Origin of the sequence: Pseudomonas sp. BGI-2 (assembly GCF_004310295.1) — a bacterium.
Taxonomy (GTDB): Bacteria; Pseudomonadota; Gammaproteobacteria; order Pseudomonadales; family Pseudomonadaceae; genus Aquipseudomonas.
Map to the genome: position 1 here is coordinate 23,648 of NZ_SISB01000027.1, position 15,681 is coordinate 39,328.

Genomic DNA, 15,681 nt, shown 5'->3' on the forward strand with positions numbered 1-15,681 from the left:
GCCTTTTAGAACATAAAATTGTTGGAGTTAGTTATGGACGAAGCCAGTAGACGGTTCGCTGCGTATCAACTTTTCATTGATACGCAGCGAACGTTAAAACACAAGAAAACAACACTTTCGATATTGATCGCCTGTTTGCGACTCGACATACATTCGCTCGCCTATGAATAGATGAGTCGGCTGTGTGTCGTGCCGCAAGACGGCGGCAGGAGCACACACAATGACGACTGTAAAAACTCCGGATATCCGCGCCAAAGGCGCCAGCAGCGACAACGCCAAACTGTCGATGCGTGCCGCCCGGGAAGCACAAAACGGCCTGGCCGTGACCCTCGCCAATCTCAACGCCACCCCTGAGGGTTTGACTGAACTTGAGGCCGAAGGCCGACTGGCGCACGCAGGCTTCAACGAAGTCGCCCACGACAAGCCGCCTCACGCCATCGTCCAACTGCTCAAAGCCCTGAACAATCCCTTCATCTATGTCCTGCTGACCCTGGCCGGCATCAGTTTCTTCACCGACTACTGGCTGCCAATCAGCCAGGGCGAAGGCGACGATGCGGACCTGACCAAGGTCATCATTATCATGACCATGGTCACCCTGAGCAGCCTGCTGCGGTTCTGGCAGGAATACCGCTCGGCCAAATCCGCTGAAGCCCTCAAAGCCATGGTGCGCACCACGGCGACCGTGCTGCGACGCGGACAAAATGGCAACGGCCCGGTGCTGCGCGAAGTGCCGATGCGCGAACTGGTGGCCGGCGACATCGTCCAGCTCAGCGCGGGCGACATGATCCCGGCGGACATCCGCCTGATCGAATCCCGCGACCTGTTCATCAGCCAGGCGGTGCTGACCGGTGAAGCCTTGCCCGTCGAGAAGTACGACACCCTGGGCGACGTCGCGCAGAAGTCGGCAACCCACGGCGCAGCCGATCAATCCAACCTGCTGGACCTGCCGAACATCTGCTTCATGGGCACCAACGTGGTCAGCGGCACCGCCAAAGCGGTGGTGGTCGCGACCGGCCCGCGCACCTACTTCGGCTCGCTCGCCAAAGCCATTGTCGGCTCGCGGGTGCAAACGGCGTTCGACCGCGGGGTGAACAGCGTCAGCTGGTTGTTGATCCGCTTCATGCTGGTCATGGTGCCGATCGTGTTCCTGCTCAACGGATTCTCGAAAGGCGACTGGAGCGACGCATTCCTGTTTGCCCTGGCGGTTGCGGTCGGACTGACCCCGGAAATGCTGCCGATGATTGTCAGCGCCAACCTGGCCAAAGGCGCGATGGCCATGGCCAAGCGCAAAGTAGTGGTCAAGCGCCTCAACGCGATCCAGAACTTCGGTTCGATGGACGTGCTGTGCACCGACAAGACCGGCACGCTGACGCAGGACAAGATCATTCTTGAGCACCACGTTGACAGCAACGGCCGGCGCGACGACACGATCCTCGAACTGGCGTGGCTCAACAGCCATCACCAGAGCGGTCTGAAAAACCTGATGGACCAGGCCGTGGTGCAGTTCGCCAATAGCAACCCGCTGCTTTTCCAAAAAGTCAGCCGGGTTCCATTTGCCTACAGCAAGGTCGATGAGTTGCCGTTCGATTTCGTCCGTCGGCGCCTGTCGATCATCGTCAAGGACAGCCGCGACGATCACCTGATGGTGTGCAAAGGCGCGGTCGAGGAAATGCTGACCATCGCCAGCCACATTCATGAAAACGGCACGGTCGTGGCTCTTGATGAACAGCGCCGCAAAGATCTGCTGGCCCTGGCCAACGAGTACAACGAGGACGGTTTCCGGGTGCTGCTGGTCGCCACCCGCGACATTCCGAAAGCGCAGAGCAAAAACCAGTACAACACCGCGGATGAACGCGAGCTGGTGATTCGCGGCTTCCTGACCTTTCTCGATCCACCGAAGGAAACGGCGGGACCAGCGATTGCCGCGCTGCGCGACATGGGCGTGACGGTCAAGGTGCTGACCGGTGACAACGCCGTGGTGACCTGCAAGATCTGCCGCGAAGTCGGGCTGGAGCCCGGCACGCCGCTGCTCGGGCCAGACATCGAGAACATGGACGACACCACGCTCAAGCTACGGGTTGAAGAACGCACGGTGTTCGCCAAGCTGACGCCGCTGCAAAAGTCCCGGGTGCTCAAGGCGCTGCAGGCCAACGGTCACACCGTGGGTTTCCTTGGCGATGGCATCAACGACGCCCCTGCCCTGCGCGATGCCGATGTCGGCATTTCGGTGGACAGCGGCACCGACATCGCCAAGGAATCGGCCGACATCATTCTGCTGGAAAAGAGCCTGATGGTGCTGGAAGAAGGCGTGCTCAAGGGCCGCGAAACCTTTGGCAATATCATGAAGTACCTGAACATGACTGCCAGTTCCAACTTCGGCAACGTGTTCTCGGTGCTGGTGGCCAGTGCGTTCATTCCATTCCTGCCGATGCTGTCGATTCACCTGTTGCTGCAAAACCTCATGTACGACATCTCTCAGCTGTCGCTGCCGTGGGACAAGATGGACAAGGAGTTCCTGCGCAAACCACGCAAGTGGGACGCCAAGAACATTGGCCGTTTCATGCTGTGGATCGGGCCGACCTCGTCCGTCTTCGACATCACCACCTTCGCCCTGATGTGGTACGTGTTTGCCGCCAACAGTGTGGAAATGCAGAGCCTGTTCCAGTCCGGCTGGTTTATCGAAGGGCTGCTGTCGCAGACGTTGGTGGTGCACATGTTGCGCACCCAGAAGATTCCGTTCTTCCAGAGCACGGCGGCGTTGCCGGTGATCCTGATGACTGGATTGGTGATGGCCTTGGGGATCTACATTCCGTTCTCGCCACTGGGCACTTTGGTCGGCCTGCAACCGCTGCCGTGGGCGTACTTCCCTTGGCTGGTGGGCACCCTGCTCAGCTACTGCGTGTTCGCGCAAGTCATGAAGACGATCTACATCCGCCGCTTCAAGCAGTGGTTCTGATGGCCTGAGCCCCCAAGTGAGGGGGCAACCCAAATCACCTGAACACCACAATTCCATTGTAGGAGTGAGCCTGCTCGCGAAAGCGGTGGATCAATCAACATTGATGTTGGCTGACAGTCCGCTTTCGCGAGCAAGCCCGCTCCCACAGGGAAATGTGTTTAACCCTACAGAAGAAGGGAGAGTCCTCATGTCGGGAACTACTCTACTGATCAACCTCGCAGGCTCCATAGCACTCTTGCTGTGGGGCACTCACATGATTTCTTCGGCGTTGTTGCGCGGCTTCGGCACGCCGCTTCGCCAGTGGCTGGGCCACAACTTGAACAACCGCTGGATGGCCTTGTTGTCGGGTATCGGCATCACCGGCATCCTGCAAAGCAGCACTGCCGTCAGCCTGATGGCGACGTCGTTTACAGCCGCCGGCACCTTGGGTCTGGCGCCCGCGCTGGCGGTGATGCTCGGCGCCAATATCGGTTCGACCCTGGTGGTGCAACTGCTCAGCGTCGACGTTTCAATCCTCACCCCTATCGTCTTGCTAGCGGGTTTGATGGTATTCCGTCTGCGCGATGACTCGCGCTACGAAAGCGTTGGCTGTGCGCTGATCGGTCTGGGGCTGATGCTCCTGGCCCTGCGCATGCTCGGTTCAACGCTGGCGGAAGTCGAAGGCGCGCCAGTCTTCCAATTGATCATGCAGAGCCTGGACGGCGATCTGTTGATTGCGTTGCTGGTGGCGCTGATTCTCACGTGGCTGTGCCATTCCAGCGTGGCCGTGGTGTTGCTGATCGTCTCGCTGGCCGCCACCGGCCTGCTGTCGGCAACCACGCTCGTCGCGCTGGTACTGGGCGTGAACATTGGCGGTGCGCTGCCTTCGGTCATCAATGCCGGTTCGAGCGTCGGCCGACGTCTGCCGCTGGGCAATCTGCTGGTGCGTGCGGTCGGTGCCCTGGTGGTGTTGCCATTCGCCGGACTGCTTGCCGAGCTGAAGCTTGCGCCCTCGTTGCTGGTGGTGTCCCTGCACAGCGGCTTCAATCTGCTGCTGGCGCTGGTGTTCATCGGCCTGACCGATGTGCTCGCCAAATGGCTCACCCATCTACTGCCGGCGCCTGAGCGGGATGTTGATCCGGGCATGCCGCACTACCTCGACGAAGCGGGTCTGGAAGTGGCCAACATCGGCCTGTCCAACGCTGCCCGCGAAGCGTTGCGCATGGCCGACATGCTCTCGACGATGCTCGACCGACTGGTGCAGTTGTTCCACACCTCGGCGCCCGCCTGTGCCGATGAAGTGCGGCGCATCGATCAATCACTGGACCTGCTGGGCGCGGCCATTCGGGCTTATCTGGCGGACATCGGCAAGGAAGGCATCAGTGACAGCGATGCCGATCGTTCCCAGGAAATCCTGATGTTCGTGATCAACCTGGAACATGCCGCGGACATTCTTTCCAGCAGCCTGTCGCAGTTGGCCATGCGCCGGTTGCGCCGTGGCGAACAATTCTCGGCGTTCGAGCTGGGAAACATCGCCCCGCTGCACGACGCGCTGCTGGAAAGCCTGAGCCTGGCGATCACCGTGTTCCTGCGCGAGGACATTCCCACCGCGCACCATTTGATCCATCGCAAGGAGACCGTCAGAAGGCTCGAAGCGCATGCCAGCCGCGCGCACTTTCGCAAGTTGCAGGAAGACAAAAATACCTGGGCGGAGTCCGGCGACATCTTCCAGCGGGTCCTGCGCGATTACCGCCGCGTGCATCACCACATCGCAGCCCTGGGCTATCCGCTGCTGGAGCGTGCCGGTGAGCAAGCGGTCGAAAGCACCGATCTGGCCAAGGAAAACCCGTCATGCGCCTCTTGATCTGCGCGGGTCGCCATTACGCCGACAGCCGACCGGACATGGTGATCGCCCTGCCCGGCGGCGAAGACACCGAAGAACTGGTCGCCCAGGCCCGGGCGGCCGGATTGCAAACCTTATCGGTAGAGGGTCGGGGCTGAGCCCCACGTCACAACGCGGTCCTGTAGCAGTTGCCGAGCAGCGCGAGGCTGCGTTCGGCTGCGAAGCAGTCGTGAGTCCATTCGACGCTGTCTGGCTGATGAACCGCAATCTCTGGTTTTACGACTGCTGCGCAGCCGAACGCAGCCTCGCAGGCTCGGCAGCTGCTACATGACCGCATCAAGGCTGACTCGCTGCTCGCCATCAAAAGACTTCGAGGTAAATTACATGCAAAAACCAACTCGCCTGTTTACGTCCTTCGTGCGCAGTCTGCCGCCCTCCCAACGCCGGACTCTGCGGCGAAATCTGTTGTTCGTCAGCCTCACCCTGGGCCTGATCGCGCTGCTCAGCATCATCTCCAGCGCCAACGCTGCCGGCGGTGCGTATGCGGTGGATGACACCGGAATCAACGCACCCGGTGAATGCAACATCGACGCCTGGTACCAAAACGGCCGGCACCATTCATCCAGCACCAGCGTGATGTCACAGGACTGCACATTCAAAGGCCTGCCCAACGTGCAACTCGGCGCCGCCGTGCAGCACAGTCGCGATGAAGGGGATTCGGAAACTCAGCTAAGCCCACAATTCAAGTCGCAAATATTCTCACGGGAAGACCTTGGCCTTGAGATGGCGCTGGCAGGTTCGGCGCACTTTGCCTTCAATCGGACCCACCCCTTCGATGGCGCCGACCTGAACCTGCCATTCACCTACCAACCGCTCGAAACCCTGCGCCTGAACCTCAATGCCGGCTGGACCCACGCCTATGACGATGGCGAGCAAAACCATCGCTGGACCTGGGGAACCGGCGTCGAATACGACCTGGCCCGCTCCCTGACGCTGATCGCTGAACGCTACGGCCAACAAGGCGGCGAACAGGCGTGGCAAGCCGGGCCGAGGCTGCATATCGGTGAGCGCATCGATGTCGATCTGGTGGTGGGGCGCCACCTGACGGGGGAACGTGATCAGTGGCTGACCACTGGGGCAACGCTGCAATTTTGAACGGTATCGGGGCGCGGGTGAGCGCCAACAGGGAACTTCTGACGTTCGCCGGGCATCCTAAATAATGAGGTACTTCCTTTTTTGCTTCACGCTTCAGAGGACATTGCTATGCGCCGTCTGATTATCATTTCCTCATTCATGTTGTGTTTACCCTTCGGCTCCGCGATGGCCAAAGTGGATGCAGGTGATGTCGCCACCTCTGCCGGGGTTTCCGCATCGCTGTACTCGACGTTCAAGGACAACAAACTGTCGATTCCGGCCCGTGATGACGCCTCCAGCTTCGTGGCCAGTGGCGGTACGATTCGCGGTGTGTACCTGGAGTCGGTATTGAATCAGATTCGCCAGGCAAATCCCGGACTCAAAGCAAGCGACGAAGAGCTGGCCAGAGCGATCCTGATTCACGAAAGCGTAGCTGCCGGCCAATGAGGGTTGAGGTGGGGTTCGCGACATTAGGATAGTTTGCGGCCCTGCCTTGCTTCACCCTGCGGATAAGCGCGCCCACCCGGCCACCAACTGCGCGCTGATGCTGACCCCGCCACACACCACAATCACCACGTCATGTGCCTCGGCAATCGCTGGATGGTCCAGGTACGCCACCGCCAGTGAAACACCGCACGCCGGTTCGACCAACTGGCGCAAGTCGTTGGCGTAACGCACCACGCCCATGATCGCCTCGTCATCACTGAGCACCACACATTCGTGAGGAAATTCGAGGATGTGCTGCACCGGCCACGCGGCCACTTGTGCAGCCCCCAGCGATGTCGCGACGGTGTCGATGCGCGCCAACCTTACGGGATGCCCGGCCTCGATGGCGGCCGCGAAGGACGCCGCGCCACGGGTTTCGCACGTGATGATCCGACAGTCCATGCGATGGTGCCGCATCAATCCGGTCAGGATGCCCGCCAACAAACCACCACCGCCCACCGACGTCACCAGCGCATCGACTTGAGGGCAATCCTCGAGGACTTCATCAATCAGGGTGCTGTGCCCTTCCCACAACACGGGATGATCGAAGGCCGGCACGTATTCGGTATCCGCACCCTGTGAAAGCTCTTTCGCCCGTAGATTGGCCTCGTCCCATACCTTGCCGTGAACGATCACCTCGGCACCGGTTTTCCTGATCCTGGCGCGGGTGGACTCCGGGGTGGTGTGCGGCACCACAATGCAGGCTTTCAACCCGAGGGCTGCGGCGGCCACGGCGGTGGCAAAACCGGCGTTACCGCCGGAAGGACAGACGACTTTGCGCTTGCCCTGTGCCTTTGCCTGACTGCACAAAAGGCCCATGCCGCGCAATTTGAACGAGCCGCTGGGTTGCAGGTTTTCCAGTTTGAGCCAGATGCGCCGGGTAGGCGTTGACAGGCCTGGGTGCAGAATCAAAGGCGTTCTGATGTGAAGCATCGCGAGCTCCCTTTGGCAGCACCGGCGTGTCGAGGTTTCGACGCGCCGGTGATGAACGATCCTTATCCAAGCTTAGTTCACCCTGCCCCACGGTTTGCGTCTTACTGATAGCGCGGTGCCGCCGATGAGTGGCCGAACGACCCTGACAGCACCTGGCGTTGGGCTTCGTAGGTATCCCATTTGTCGCCCTCGTGCAGGCCCGGGATGGTCACCACTTCCCCTTTCACCAGCCCTGCCAACGCGGCATCGACCATCTCCTCAGCGGACATCACGATCTCTTGCGGCAGATTTTCCACCGGGTTGCCGGCCTCGCTCCAGAAGTCGGTGGCGGTGGCGCCGGGCAACACTGCCTGGACGCGAATGCCTTTATCGGCCAACTCGTGGTGCATCGATTGGCTCAGGCCCAGAACGAATGCCTTGGTCCCGCCGTAAACGCCGTTGAGGATTTGCGGAGCGATTGCGACGATGGAGGAAATGTTGATCACGGTGCCGGCGCCCCGTGCGACGAAGCCGGGCACCACGGCATAGGACAGTCGCATCAGCGCGGTGACGTTGAGGGTGATCATGTCTTCCATGTTGTCCACCGGGCTGCCGAGCAACGGCATCACACCGCCGACGCCGGCGTTGTTGACCAGCAAGGTGATGCTGGCGTCATTGCGCAGAATGCTTTCAACCCGCAGCAGGCCGGCCTTGTCTTTGAGGTCCGCGGCGACCACTTCCACGGCGCGGCCGGTTTCGTTGCTCAGGTGGTTGGCCAGCGCGTTAAGTTTGCCCTGGCTGCGGGCGACCAGAATCAGGTCGTAACCCTGCCGGGCGAGACGGTCGGCATACACCGCGCCAATGCCCGAAGAGGCGCCAGTGATCAGTGCGGTGCCTTTGGATGAGAGAGCCATGTTCAATTTCCTTCACAGTGAGGCGATAAGGTCGCCGGGTGTGAACAGTTATAAATTGACTCACGCTCGTCTCAAATGACGTTTAAAGTACGTTTTCAGGACACGGCTTTTTGAGGACTTGATCATGACTACCGTGGCGTTCGTGGTTTTCGAGGGTTTCCAGTCCATGGCGCTGGCGGCCATGCCGGTGTTCGAGTACGCCAACTTCAGCGCCGGTGAAGCGCTTTATGAGGTCAGCGTGATCTCTGAGGATGGTCGCTCCCTGCGGGCTTCCGGTGGTTTGAGTGTCGGCACTCAGGCGTTCGGTGAGCGGGTGTTCGACACGGTAATCGTGGTCGGCGGCGATTCGATCCTCGAGCAGGCGCCAGAAGGTGTGCTTGCTTACCTGCGCGACAGCGTGAAGACCGCACGGCGCACGGCGTCGATTTGTTCTGGGGCGTTCGTGCTGGCCCAGGCCGGTCTGCTCGACGGGCGGCGGGCCACCACGCATTGGGCGTATGCGCGGGACCTGCAAGCACGGTTTCCATCGATCAAAGTGGAAGAAGACCGTATTTACGTGATCGACGGTTCCATCTGGACCTCCGCCGGCATGACCGCGGGCATCGACCTGGCGCTGGCCATGGTCGAAAAAGACCATGGCGCCGAACTGGCCCGTTCCGTCGCGCAGAAACTGGTGATGTACCAGCGCCGCGCAGGTGGCCAGTCGCAGCATTCGGCATTGCTGGAACTGGAGCCCAAATCCGACCGCATTCAGACCGTCCTCGGCTACGCCCGGGAACACCTGACATCCGCGTTGTCAGTGGAACAACTGGCGGAAGTGGCGCGCCTCAGCCCACGGCAATTCAGCCGGACCTTTCGCGCCGAGACCGGGCAGTCCCCGGCCAAGGCCATCGAAAACCTGCGCCTGGAAGCGGCGCGGCAGATGCTCGAACGCGGGCGCCTGACCCTCGATCAGATCGCTGCCGAGGCTGGCTTCACCGACCGCCGTCGCATGCGCGAAGCCTTCCTTAGGGCGTTCGGCCAGCCACCGCAGGTGATTCGGCGCAATGCCAGGACGCAGATGACGGAGTGAGCGTTAGCGCGCGGGAAGCGCTGCCTTCAGATCGATTGCTTTATACAGTGGCATCAGCCTCAGGGCCACGCCATCGGCCAGGGCCATAGGCATCAAACGTTGCATCGCGATATCGAACTTGTCCATCCACTTGGGCATGGGGTGTAACCCCTTGTCGAGGGGCTCGAAAAAATCATCCCAGTGGATCGGAATCACTAGCCGCGCGCCGGTGACTTGCACCACTTCGTGCCAGTAATCCCTGGCGAATTGCAGGTCTTGTTTGCCGAGGAAACCGATGCCCAGAAATACAACGTCTGCCTTCACGTTCTTGAACATGCCTTGTGTGAAATTGGCGCTGGGGTGGATGAGAATCCGTAATCCATTGGACTGTTCGATCAAGTAAGAGTAGTTGCCGCCTTCCTTGTACTCACTGGCTCTGGCGGGTTGTTTTAGCGGCACGTCGATGGTCCCTGGATATCTTGCGCCAAGAGAGTGTGGCGACGGGAAGACTTGCACCTTGAACTTGCCGAACTCGAAGGATTGTTTGTTTTCGACAGTCTCGATTCGCTCGGGTGGAAGTCCTTCACCTGATCCGATATTGGCGACCGAGGCGGACCCTACCAACACCGCCCCCGTGCGCAAGGCGACCACGGCGGAGTCCAGTGCATGATCGTAATGCGCGTGCGCCACCATCACCGCGGCCAATGTCGGGTTGCCTGCAGCGTGCAATGCCGTATCAATGCGGCTCCTGTCCGGCCCGATCCAGCCCAGCGCCACCCTCAAGAATCCCGGACGGGAAAAGAAGCCATCGGTCATGATCGATGTGTTGCCATCGCTGAGCATCAGGGTCGACACGCCCATGAAGCGCGCTGTCAGAGCGCCGGCGGCTGGCGCTGAAGACCGCAGTTCAAGCGCAGAGTAGGGCTCGATCGAGGGCGTCGAGCAAGCGACGACGCCGCCCCCGATGACGGCCAGGAGCATCACAATCGCCATCAACCGACGACCTCTTCCCAAGGCTTCTCCGCAGGCCAACATCGAATGGTCCATACGCCCCTCCTTTCACCCGACTGAACCGTTCAGTGAGGCTAGCCCAAACCGACGGATCAGCATGACCATCTACACTGAGGACATCGGTTAAAAGCGGGAATGGGTGCTCATGAAAATCTCGGCCAGGCTGGCGTTTTTCGCCATCGTCTCCACCCTCGCCTACCTTGGCCTCGCGGTGTGGGGGCTGGGCGGGTTTGCGGCGTTTTTCGCGCAGGCACCGCTGGTGGTCGTTGCTGTCGCAACGTTGGTAATGGCCGTTGCCTCGCTTTTTACCGAGGTCAACCTGAGTTCCGGGGAACGTGAAGACCGGGCCAACCGTTGGGTGTTGCCGGCGTTCGGCGTCATCGGACTGTTGAGCGGGTATCTGCCAGCCTACACCGACCGCATCGACTACTGGACCTTCGGTGGCGAAGGAGTGCGCTGGCTGGGGGCTTTGCTGTTCATCGTCGGCGGCGCGCTACGGATGTGGCCAGTGTTTGTGCTGGGCAAGCGTTTTAGCGGATTGGTGGCGATTCAGCCGGGCCACAGTCTGGTCACCGACGGGATTTATCGCAGCTTGCGCAACCCCAGTTACCTGGGGATGTTGGTCATTGCTGTGGGCTGGGCGCTAGCGTTTCGTTCTGGGGTTGGGCTGTTGCTGGCGGCGCTGACGGTGATTCCGCTGATGGCCCGGATTCACTCGGAAGAAGCGCTGTTAAGGGCACAGTTCGGGGGTGAGTATGAGGCGTACTGCGCTCGTAGCTGGCGGTTGATTCCCGGTTTGTACTGAGATTACTCATGTGCGACCTGGAGCGAGGCTTGCCCGCGAAGGGGCCATCGCGGTCGATCATGAGACAGTTATTGCTAGTGCCAACGTCTTCGCGGGCAAGTCGGATCGCCGCACCGCTCGCTCCTACAAATCAGGTTTCGATCAGGAGGAGACCGTCAACATCTGCACGACAGACAACCGAGTCGTAACTCGCCAGCGTGGCATGCGCCGTCTGAATCGGATGGTCATGCGTCGAAGTAATTATCACAAGGTCCGCCCCAGCCGCCTCTGCCGCAAGGATCCCTACAGTGGCATCTTCAAAGATCAGGCATTCAGTCACCGCAAAACCTAACAGCTGAGCCGCCAGCCGATAGCCCGCAGGATCAGGTTTGCCGGCACTGACAGCTTCGGCCGTGACCATGACACCCGGCTCGGGAATCCCCGCCGCCGCCATCCTGCGCAACGCCAGCGCCCTCGGCGCGGAGGTAACGATTGCCCATTGATTGGCTGGCAAAGACCTAAGGAAATTCGCCGCGCCAAACACCTCGACAATTCCCTCCACGTCCTCGATTTCCGCCTCGGTAACCCACTGCGCTTGTGCCTCGGCATCCACCCCGGGCAACGCCAGACGGTTGATGGTGTCGATGGCGCGCGCGCCGTGAATGGTCGGCAAAAAAGACTCGACATCTACCCCGTGGCGCAAGGCCCAGGTGGTCCAGATCCGCTCGGCGGCGGCGATGGAGTTGAGGACAGTACCGTCCATGTCGAACAGGAACGCGCGATACGGCGTCTTAAAAACGGAGTCATTGGCAGACAAGGACAGGCTTCCTTCGAGTGTCAGGCAGGTCCGTCAATGTACACGACCTACAGCGACCGTCGCGACTTGAACGCCCCATCGACACAGTCCAGCAGTTGCCCCAACGCCCAGGGTTTCTTGATAAAAGACACGGTATGACGCACCCCGGAAGATTCGGGGGTTTCAAAACCGGACATGATCATGATCGGTTTGTCTGGCCAGCGATCGCCAAACTCATTGGCCAGGTCAGCGCCGTTACGCTTTCCGGGCATGGTGATGTCCGTGAGCAACAGACCCACTTCGTTCGCGTGCGATTCAAGATACTTCGATGCGGCGTCCGCACTGACATGCGGTTCAACCTTGAAACCTTCCTCCTGAAGAATTTCGCAGAGAAACTCCAGAATCAGCGGGTCATCTTCAACCACAAGAATCAACCCGCCAGGGAGCCGCTCACCCGCCATCGATATTGGACACATGACTTTGCCACTCCCTGATTGCCTAATGATTTCGCGGGCTCAAATCCGCCGCTTACAGGTATGAGCAGCGGACTCGACGGAAATTCATTTTTGATACAAGCGTCTTCAATATTGTGAGTACATGCCGACCATCGCGGCCGTCCACCAACCCACAATTGTGTTTAAAATGCCGCCCCCATCCAATTGCTGGCCCCTGCCCGATGAACGCTGATGCCCTCTCCATCCTTCACGACCATTTGCTGACAGCCCTGGCCGATGCACCCGCCGAAACCCGTCGGTTGTTCCATGGCCGGGGCCGTTGCTGGCCGGGGCTGGAGCAATTGACCGTCGACTGGCTGCAAGGCGTGGTGCTGGTGTCGCTGTTCAAGGAACCTGAAGCGGCGCAGCTGGATGCGTTAAAACAGCGGCTGATGGACATCACCCGGTCACCCGAGTGGACGCAATCTGGCGCACACACCCTGGCGCTGCAGCATCGTTATCTGCTGCAAAGCACTACCGAATGGCTGATCGGGGAAGTGATCGAGGACATGACCATCACCGAGGGCGGCCTGCGCTATCGCGTGGACCTGGGCCGCAAGCAGAACACCGGGTTGTTCCTCGACATGCGCTATGGCCGCGACTGGGTGCGGGCGAATGCCGATGGCAAGCGCGTGTTGAATCTGTTCGCCTACACCTGCGGCTTTTCGGTTGCCGCCATCGAGGGTGACGCCGAGCACGTGGTCAATCTGGACATGTCCAGCCCGGCCCTGAACCGTGGTCGCGACAACCATCGGCTCAATGGCCATGACATGAGCAAGGTGAGTTTTCTTGGCCACGACCTGTTCAAGTCCTGGGGCAAGGTGATCGGCAAGGGGCCTTACGACTTGGTGATCATCGATCCGCCGTCCTTTCAGAAAGGCAGTTTTCTGCTGACCAAGGATTATCAGCGCGTGTTGCGTCGGCTGCCGGAGTTGCTCAGCCCCGAGGGGACGGTGCTGGCGTGCATGAACGATCCGGCGTTCGGGGCGGACTTCCTCATCGACGGTGTGATGCGTGAAGCGCCGGGTTTGCGGTTTGAGCAACGGCTGGAGAATCCGCCGGAGTTTCCGGATGCCGATGTTGAATGCGGGTTGAAGGCGTTGGTGTTCAAACTCGGAAATTGATCCCTGCTTTATGTGGGAGCGGGCTTGCTCGCGAAGGCGGAGTGTCAGAGCACAACTTTTTTGCCTGATGCACCGCTTTCGCGAGCAGGCTCGCTCCTACAGGGGGATTGGGGTGAGCCGGTTATCGCGGCTGCAACACCAGCGCAAACAGCTCGCCGTGACCGTTCACGTTGAGCTTGTGATAGAGATTGCGCCGATGCACCTTCACCGTCTCCGGGGAGATGCCCATTTGCTGGGCAATGGCTTTGCTGGAAAAGCCCTGGAGAATCAGTCGCGCCGTTTCGACTTCCCGCACTGACAAGCGCACGTCGAAGCGATCCAAAAGAGTCGCCAAGTCGCCGGCCACAGGTTCCGCGGCCGGACCTTCCGGCGGCATCAATTGCAAGTGTCGGCGCATCGCCGACAGCACCCAATCCCGCACACACAGCAGACTGCCTTGCTCTTCGAGGGTGAACCGCGTCGAGCGCCCCAGCGACAAACCGAGTACGGCGCCGTCGATGTTGACCATGAACTGCAATTCGTCACCGCCCACCACCGAGCGAAAGTAGCTCAGGTAATACTCGCTCTGCTGAAACTGGTCGGGGGCCAGCGAATCGAGGTTGTGCAAGCCATCGGCAATGCCGGCGCAAGCCGCCTGGTAAAACGGATCGAGCAGGTACATGCCGGCGCTGTAGTCCGCCAGTTCTTCATGCTCGGTAGCGCCACCTTTTGAGTCGAAGTCGATCAGCAAGCGTGGCACCCGCCCCGCCCTCATCACCGCGACCAACGCATTGTCCAGCGGCACCAGCAGCCGCAGTGTGTCGACCAGCGCGCGCCAGAAACCGTCCTGACCCAACGCGCCAAATACCCGCGCCAGCCCCTGGTGCACCGGCAACTCTTTCAACAACGCGTCCACGCACTACCCCTTTCGAGTAACCCATGATGGGAATGGGTGAGCACCCCGCCTGCCGATACGCTGCAAGCACCTGTTCATCACCGGCCTGCAGCAGGCCAGGAGTGCCGCATCATGAGTCGTCCCCGTCAACAGATCAATCTTGGACTGAGCGCCTGCTTGTGCGTTTCACTGTCGGCGGTGGCTGCCGAGGGGCCCACGGTTCATGTTTACAACTGGTATGACTACATCGGCCCCACCACCCTGCACGACTTCAAGCGCGACACGGGTATCGAGCCGGTTTACGACACCTTCGACAGCGCCGAAGTGCTGGAAGGCAAACTGCTGACCAGCCGCAGTGGGTACGACGTGGTGGTGGCGAGCAACTTCAGCCTGCCGACGCTGATCAAGGCCGGTGCCTTGGCGCCACTGCCCCGCGCACAGATGCCGGATTTCAAGAACATGGACACCGATCTGCTGGCGAAACTGGCCAACAACGATCCAGGCAACCAGTACGCCGTGCCGTACCTGTGGGGCACCAACGGCATTGGCTACAACATCGACAAGGTGCGTGCCGCGTTGGGCGACAAGGCGCCGGTGGATTCCTGGGACCTGGTGTTCAACGCAGAGAACCTGGCCAAGCTCGGCCAGTGCGGCGTGGCGATGCTTGACTCGCCGGCGGAAATGCTGCCGGTCGCCCTGCACTACCTGGGCTTGCCACCGAACAGCACCAATCCCGAGGACTACAAAAAGGCCGAAGCGCTGCTGCTCAAACTGCGCCCGCACATTGCCTACTTCAACTCCTCCAAGTTCATCAGCGACCTGGCCAACGGCAACATCTGCGTGGCAGTGGGTTGGTCCGGCGCGATGCTCGAAGCCAAGAAAAATGCCGAGCAGGCCAACAACGGCGTGAAGATCGCTTACAGCCTGCCGAAGGAAGGTGCGCCGGTCTGGTTCGATACGCTGGTGTTGCTCAAGGACGCACCGCATCCGAAGCAAGGCCTGGCCTTCATCGACTACCTGATGCGCCCCGAAGTTATCGCCCCGGTCAGTGATCATTTGTCCTACCCCAACGGCAACCGCAGCGCGACACCGCTGGTGGCCGAAGCCACCCGCAACAACCCGGCGGTTTATCCGTCGGCCGAAGCGTTGGCTACTTTGTTCACCCTTCAGCCCTTGCCGCCTGCCACTGAGCGGGTGCGCACGCGGATCTGGAGCAAGGTGAAGAACGGTCAATGAACTGAATGCAAAAACCCTGTGGGAGCGGGCTTGCTCGCGAAGGCTGAGTGTCAGTCGACACTACTTTGCCTGACACACAGCCTTCGC

Annotated in this window: 15 protein-coding genes; 9 read left to right on the plus strand and 6 right to left on the minus strand. The window is 60.4% G+C overall.

The window, feature by feature from the left end:
- Positions 1-220 precede the first annotated feature (220 nt).
- The 5 genes from mgtA (at position 221) to EYC95_RS18620 (ending at position 6,359) form a co-directional block, all read left to right on the plus strand.
- Positions 221-2,956 carry a magnesium-translocating P-type ATPase gene (gene mgtA, locus EYC95_RS18605; protein ID WP_131061667.1) on the plus strand — a complete coding sequence of 912 codons (2,736 nt, stop codon included), beginning with the start codon at positions 221-223 and terminating at the stop codon, positions 2,954-2,956.
- Positions 2,957-3,143: 187 nt separating this feature from the next.
- On the plus strand, positions 3,144-4,799 hold the full coding sequence (locus tag EYC95_RS18610; RefSeq protein ID WP_131061668.1) for a Na/Pi cotransporter family protein: 1,656 nt from the start codon (positions 3,144-3,146) through the stop codon (positions 4,797-4,799).
- A complete protein-coding gene (locus EYC95_RS30180; protein ID WP_165557478.1) occupies positions 4,787-4,936 on the plus strand; it encodes a hypothetical protein in 150 nt (49 codons plus the stop codon). The genes EYC95_RS18610 and EYC95_RS30180 overlap by 13 nt, the downstream gene beginning before the upstream one ends.
- A gap of 226 nt (positions 4,937-5,162) precedes the next feature.
- Positions 5,163-5,933 carry a hypothetical protein gene (locus EYC95_RS18615; RefSeq protein WP_131061669.1) on the plus strand — a complete coding sequence of 257 codons (771 nt, stop codon included), beginning with the start codon at positions 5,163-5,165 and terminating at the stop codon, positions 5,931-5,933.
- 108 nt (positions 5,934-6,041) lie between these two features.
- Positions 6,042-6,359: a DUF2388 domain-containing protein gene (locus EYC95_RS18620; protein WP_131061670.1), complete on the plus strand. Its 318-nt coding sequence runs from the start codon at positions 6,042-6,044 to the stop codon at positions 6,357-6,359.
- Positions 6,360-6,410: 51 nt separating this feature from the next.
- On the opposite strand, the gene EYC95_RS18625 is transcribed toward EYC95_RS18620, so the two are convergent.
- Complete coding sequence (locus tag EYC95_RS18625; protein ID WP_131061671.1) at positions 6,411-7,331, minus strand: pyridoxal-phosphate dependent enzyme; 921 nt, start codon at positions 7,329-7,331, stop codon at positions 6,411-6,413.
- A 101-nt stretch (positions 7,332-7,432) separates the two neighbouring features.
- The gene (locus EYC95_RS18630) at positions 7,433-8,224 is read right to left on the minus strand and encodes an SDR family oxidoreductase (protein WP_131061672.1); all 792 of its coding nucleotides are present in this window, start codon (positions 8,222-8,224) and stop codon (positions 7,433-7,435) included.
- Between the two features lie 124 nt (positions 8,225-8,348).
- On the opposite strand from EYC95_RS18630, the gene EYC95_RS18635 reads away from it, so the two are divergent.
- Entirely contained in the window at positions 8,349-9,296 is a 948-nt protein-coding gene (locus EYC95_RS18635) for a GlxA family transcriptional regulator (protein ID WP_131061673.1), read from the plus strand.
- 3 nt (positions 9,297-9,299) lie between these two features.
- On the opposite strand, the gene EYC95_RS18640 is transcribed toward EYC95_RS18635, so the two are convergent.
- On the minus strand, positions 9,300-10,322 hold the full coding sequence (locus tag EYC95_RS18640; RefSeq protein WP_131061674.1) for an MBL fold metallo-hydrolase: 1,023 nt from the start codon (positions 10,320-10,322) through the stop codon (positions 9,300-9,302).
- A gap of 109 nt (positions 10,323-10,431) precedes the next feature.
- Here EYC95_RS18640 and EYC95_RS18645 point away from each other — a divergent pair, with 109 nt between their 5' ends.
- On the plus strand, positions 10,432-11,091 hold the full coding sequence (locus tag EYC95_RS18645) for an isoprenylcysteine carboxylmethyltransferase family protein (RefSeq protein ID WP_131061675.1): 660 nt from the start codon (positions 10,432-10,434) through the stop codon (positions 11,089-11,091).
- 130 nt (positions 11,092-11,221) lie between these two features.
- Here EYC95_RS18645 and EYC95_RS18650 read toward each other — a convergent pair whose 3' ends face one another.
- Complete coding sequence (locus tag EYC95_RS18650) at positions 11,222-11,887, minus strand: HAD-IA family hydrolase (RefSeq protein ID WP_131061676.1); 666 nt, start codon at positions 11,885-11,887, stop codon at positions 11,222-11,224.
- Positions 11,888-11,934: 47 nt separating this feature from the next.
- Entirely contained in the window at positions 11,935-12,342 is a 408-nt protein-coding gene (locus tag EYC95_RS18655) for a response regulator (RefSeq protein WP_131061677.1), read from the minus strand.
- Between the two features lie 200 nt (positions 12,343-12,542).
- Between EYC95_RS18655 and EYC95_RS18660 the strand changes: the two genes are divergently transcribed.
- A complete protein-coding gene (locus EYC95_RS18660) occupies positions 12,543-13,484 on the plus strand; it encodes a class I SAM-dependent methyltransferase (RefSeq protein ID WP_131061678.1) in 942 nt (313 codons plus the stop codon).
- A gap of 121 nt (positions 13,485-13,605) precedes the next feature.
- On the opposite strand, the gene EYC95_RS18665 is transcribed toward EYC95_RS18660, so the two are convergent.
- Complete coding sequence (locus tag EYC95_RS18665) at positions 13,606-14,379, minus strand: helix-turn-helix transcriptional regulator (RefSeq protein ID WP_131061679.1); 774 nt, start codon at positions 14,377-14,379, stop codon at positions 13,606-13,608.
- Positions 14,380-14,490: 111 nt separating this feature from the next.
- Between EYC95_RS18665 and EYC95_RS18670 the strand changes: the two genes are divergently transcribed.
- Positions 14,491-15,594, plus strand: a complete 1,104-nt coding sequence (locus EYC95_RS18670; protein ID WP_131061680.1) for a polyamine ABC transporter substrate-binding protein — start codon at positions 14,491-14,493, stop codon at positions 15,592-15,594.
- The last annotated feature ends 87 nt before the right edge of the window (positions 15,595-15,681 follow it).

Bases quoted from the DNA above. Each gene is read 5' to 3' on its own strand.
- EYC95_RS18625 (WP_131061671.1), bottom strand. From the start codon at position 7,331: ATGCTTCACATCAGAACGCCTTTGATTCTGCACCCAGGCCTGTCAACG.
- EYC95_RS18655 (WP_131061677.1), bottom strand. From the start codon at position 12,342: ATGTGTCCAATATCGATGGCGGGTGAGCGGCTCCCTGGCGGGTTGATT.
- mgtA (WP_131061667.1), top strand. From the start codon at position 221: ATGACGACTGTAAAAACTCCGGATATCCGCGCCAAAGGCGCCAGCAGC.
- EYC95_RS18670 (WP_131061680.1), top strand. From the start codon at position 14,491: ATGAGTCGTCCCCGTCAACAGATCAATCTTGGACTGAGCGCCTGCTTG.
- EYC95_RS18615 (WP_131061669.1), top strand. From the start codon at position 5,163: ATGCAAAAACCAACTCGCCTGTTTACGTCCTTCGTGCGCAGTCTGCCG.
- EYC95_RS18640 (WP_131061674.1), bottom strand. From the start codon at position 10,322: ATGGACCATTCGATGTTGGCCTGCGGAGAAGCCTTGGGAAGAGGTCGT.
- EYC95_RS18660 (WP_131061678.1), top strand. From the start codon at position 12,543: ATGAACGCTGATGCCCTCTCCATCCTTCACGACCATTTGCTGACAGCC.
- EYC95_RS18635 (WP_131061673.1), top strand. From the start codon at position 8,349: ATGACTACCGTGGCGTTCGTGGTTTTCGAGGGTTTCCAGTCCATGGCG.
- EYC95_RS18610 (WP_131061668.1), top strand. From the start codon at position 3,144: ATGTCGGGAACTACTCTACTGATCAACCTCGCAGGCTCCATAGCACTC.
- EYC95_RS30180 (WP_165557478.1), top strand. From the start codon at position 4,787: ATGCGCCTCTTGATCTGCGCGGGTCGCCATTACGCCGACAGCCGACCG.
- EYC95_RS18645 (WP_131061675.1), top strand. From the start codon at position 10,432: ATGAAAATCTCGGCCAGGCTGGCGTTTTTCGCCATCGTCTCCACCCTC.
- EYC95_RS18630 (WP_131061672.1), bottom strand. From the start codon at position 8,224: ATGGCTCTCTCATCCAAAGGCACCGCACTGATCACTGGCGCCTCTTCG.
- EYC95_RS18620 (WP_131061670.1), top strand. From the start codon at position 6,042: ATGCGCCGTCTGATTATCATTTCCTCATTCATGTTGTGTTTACCCTTC.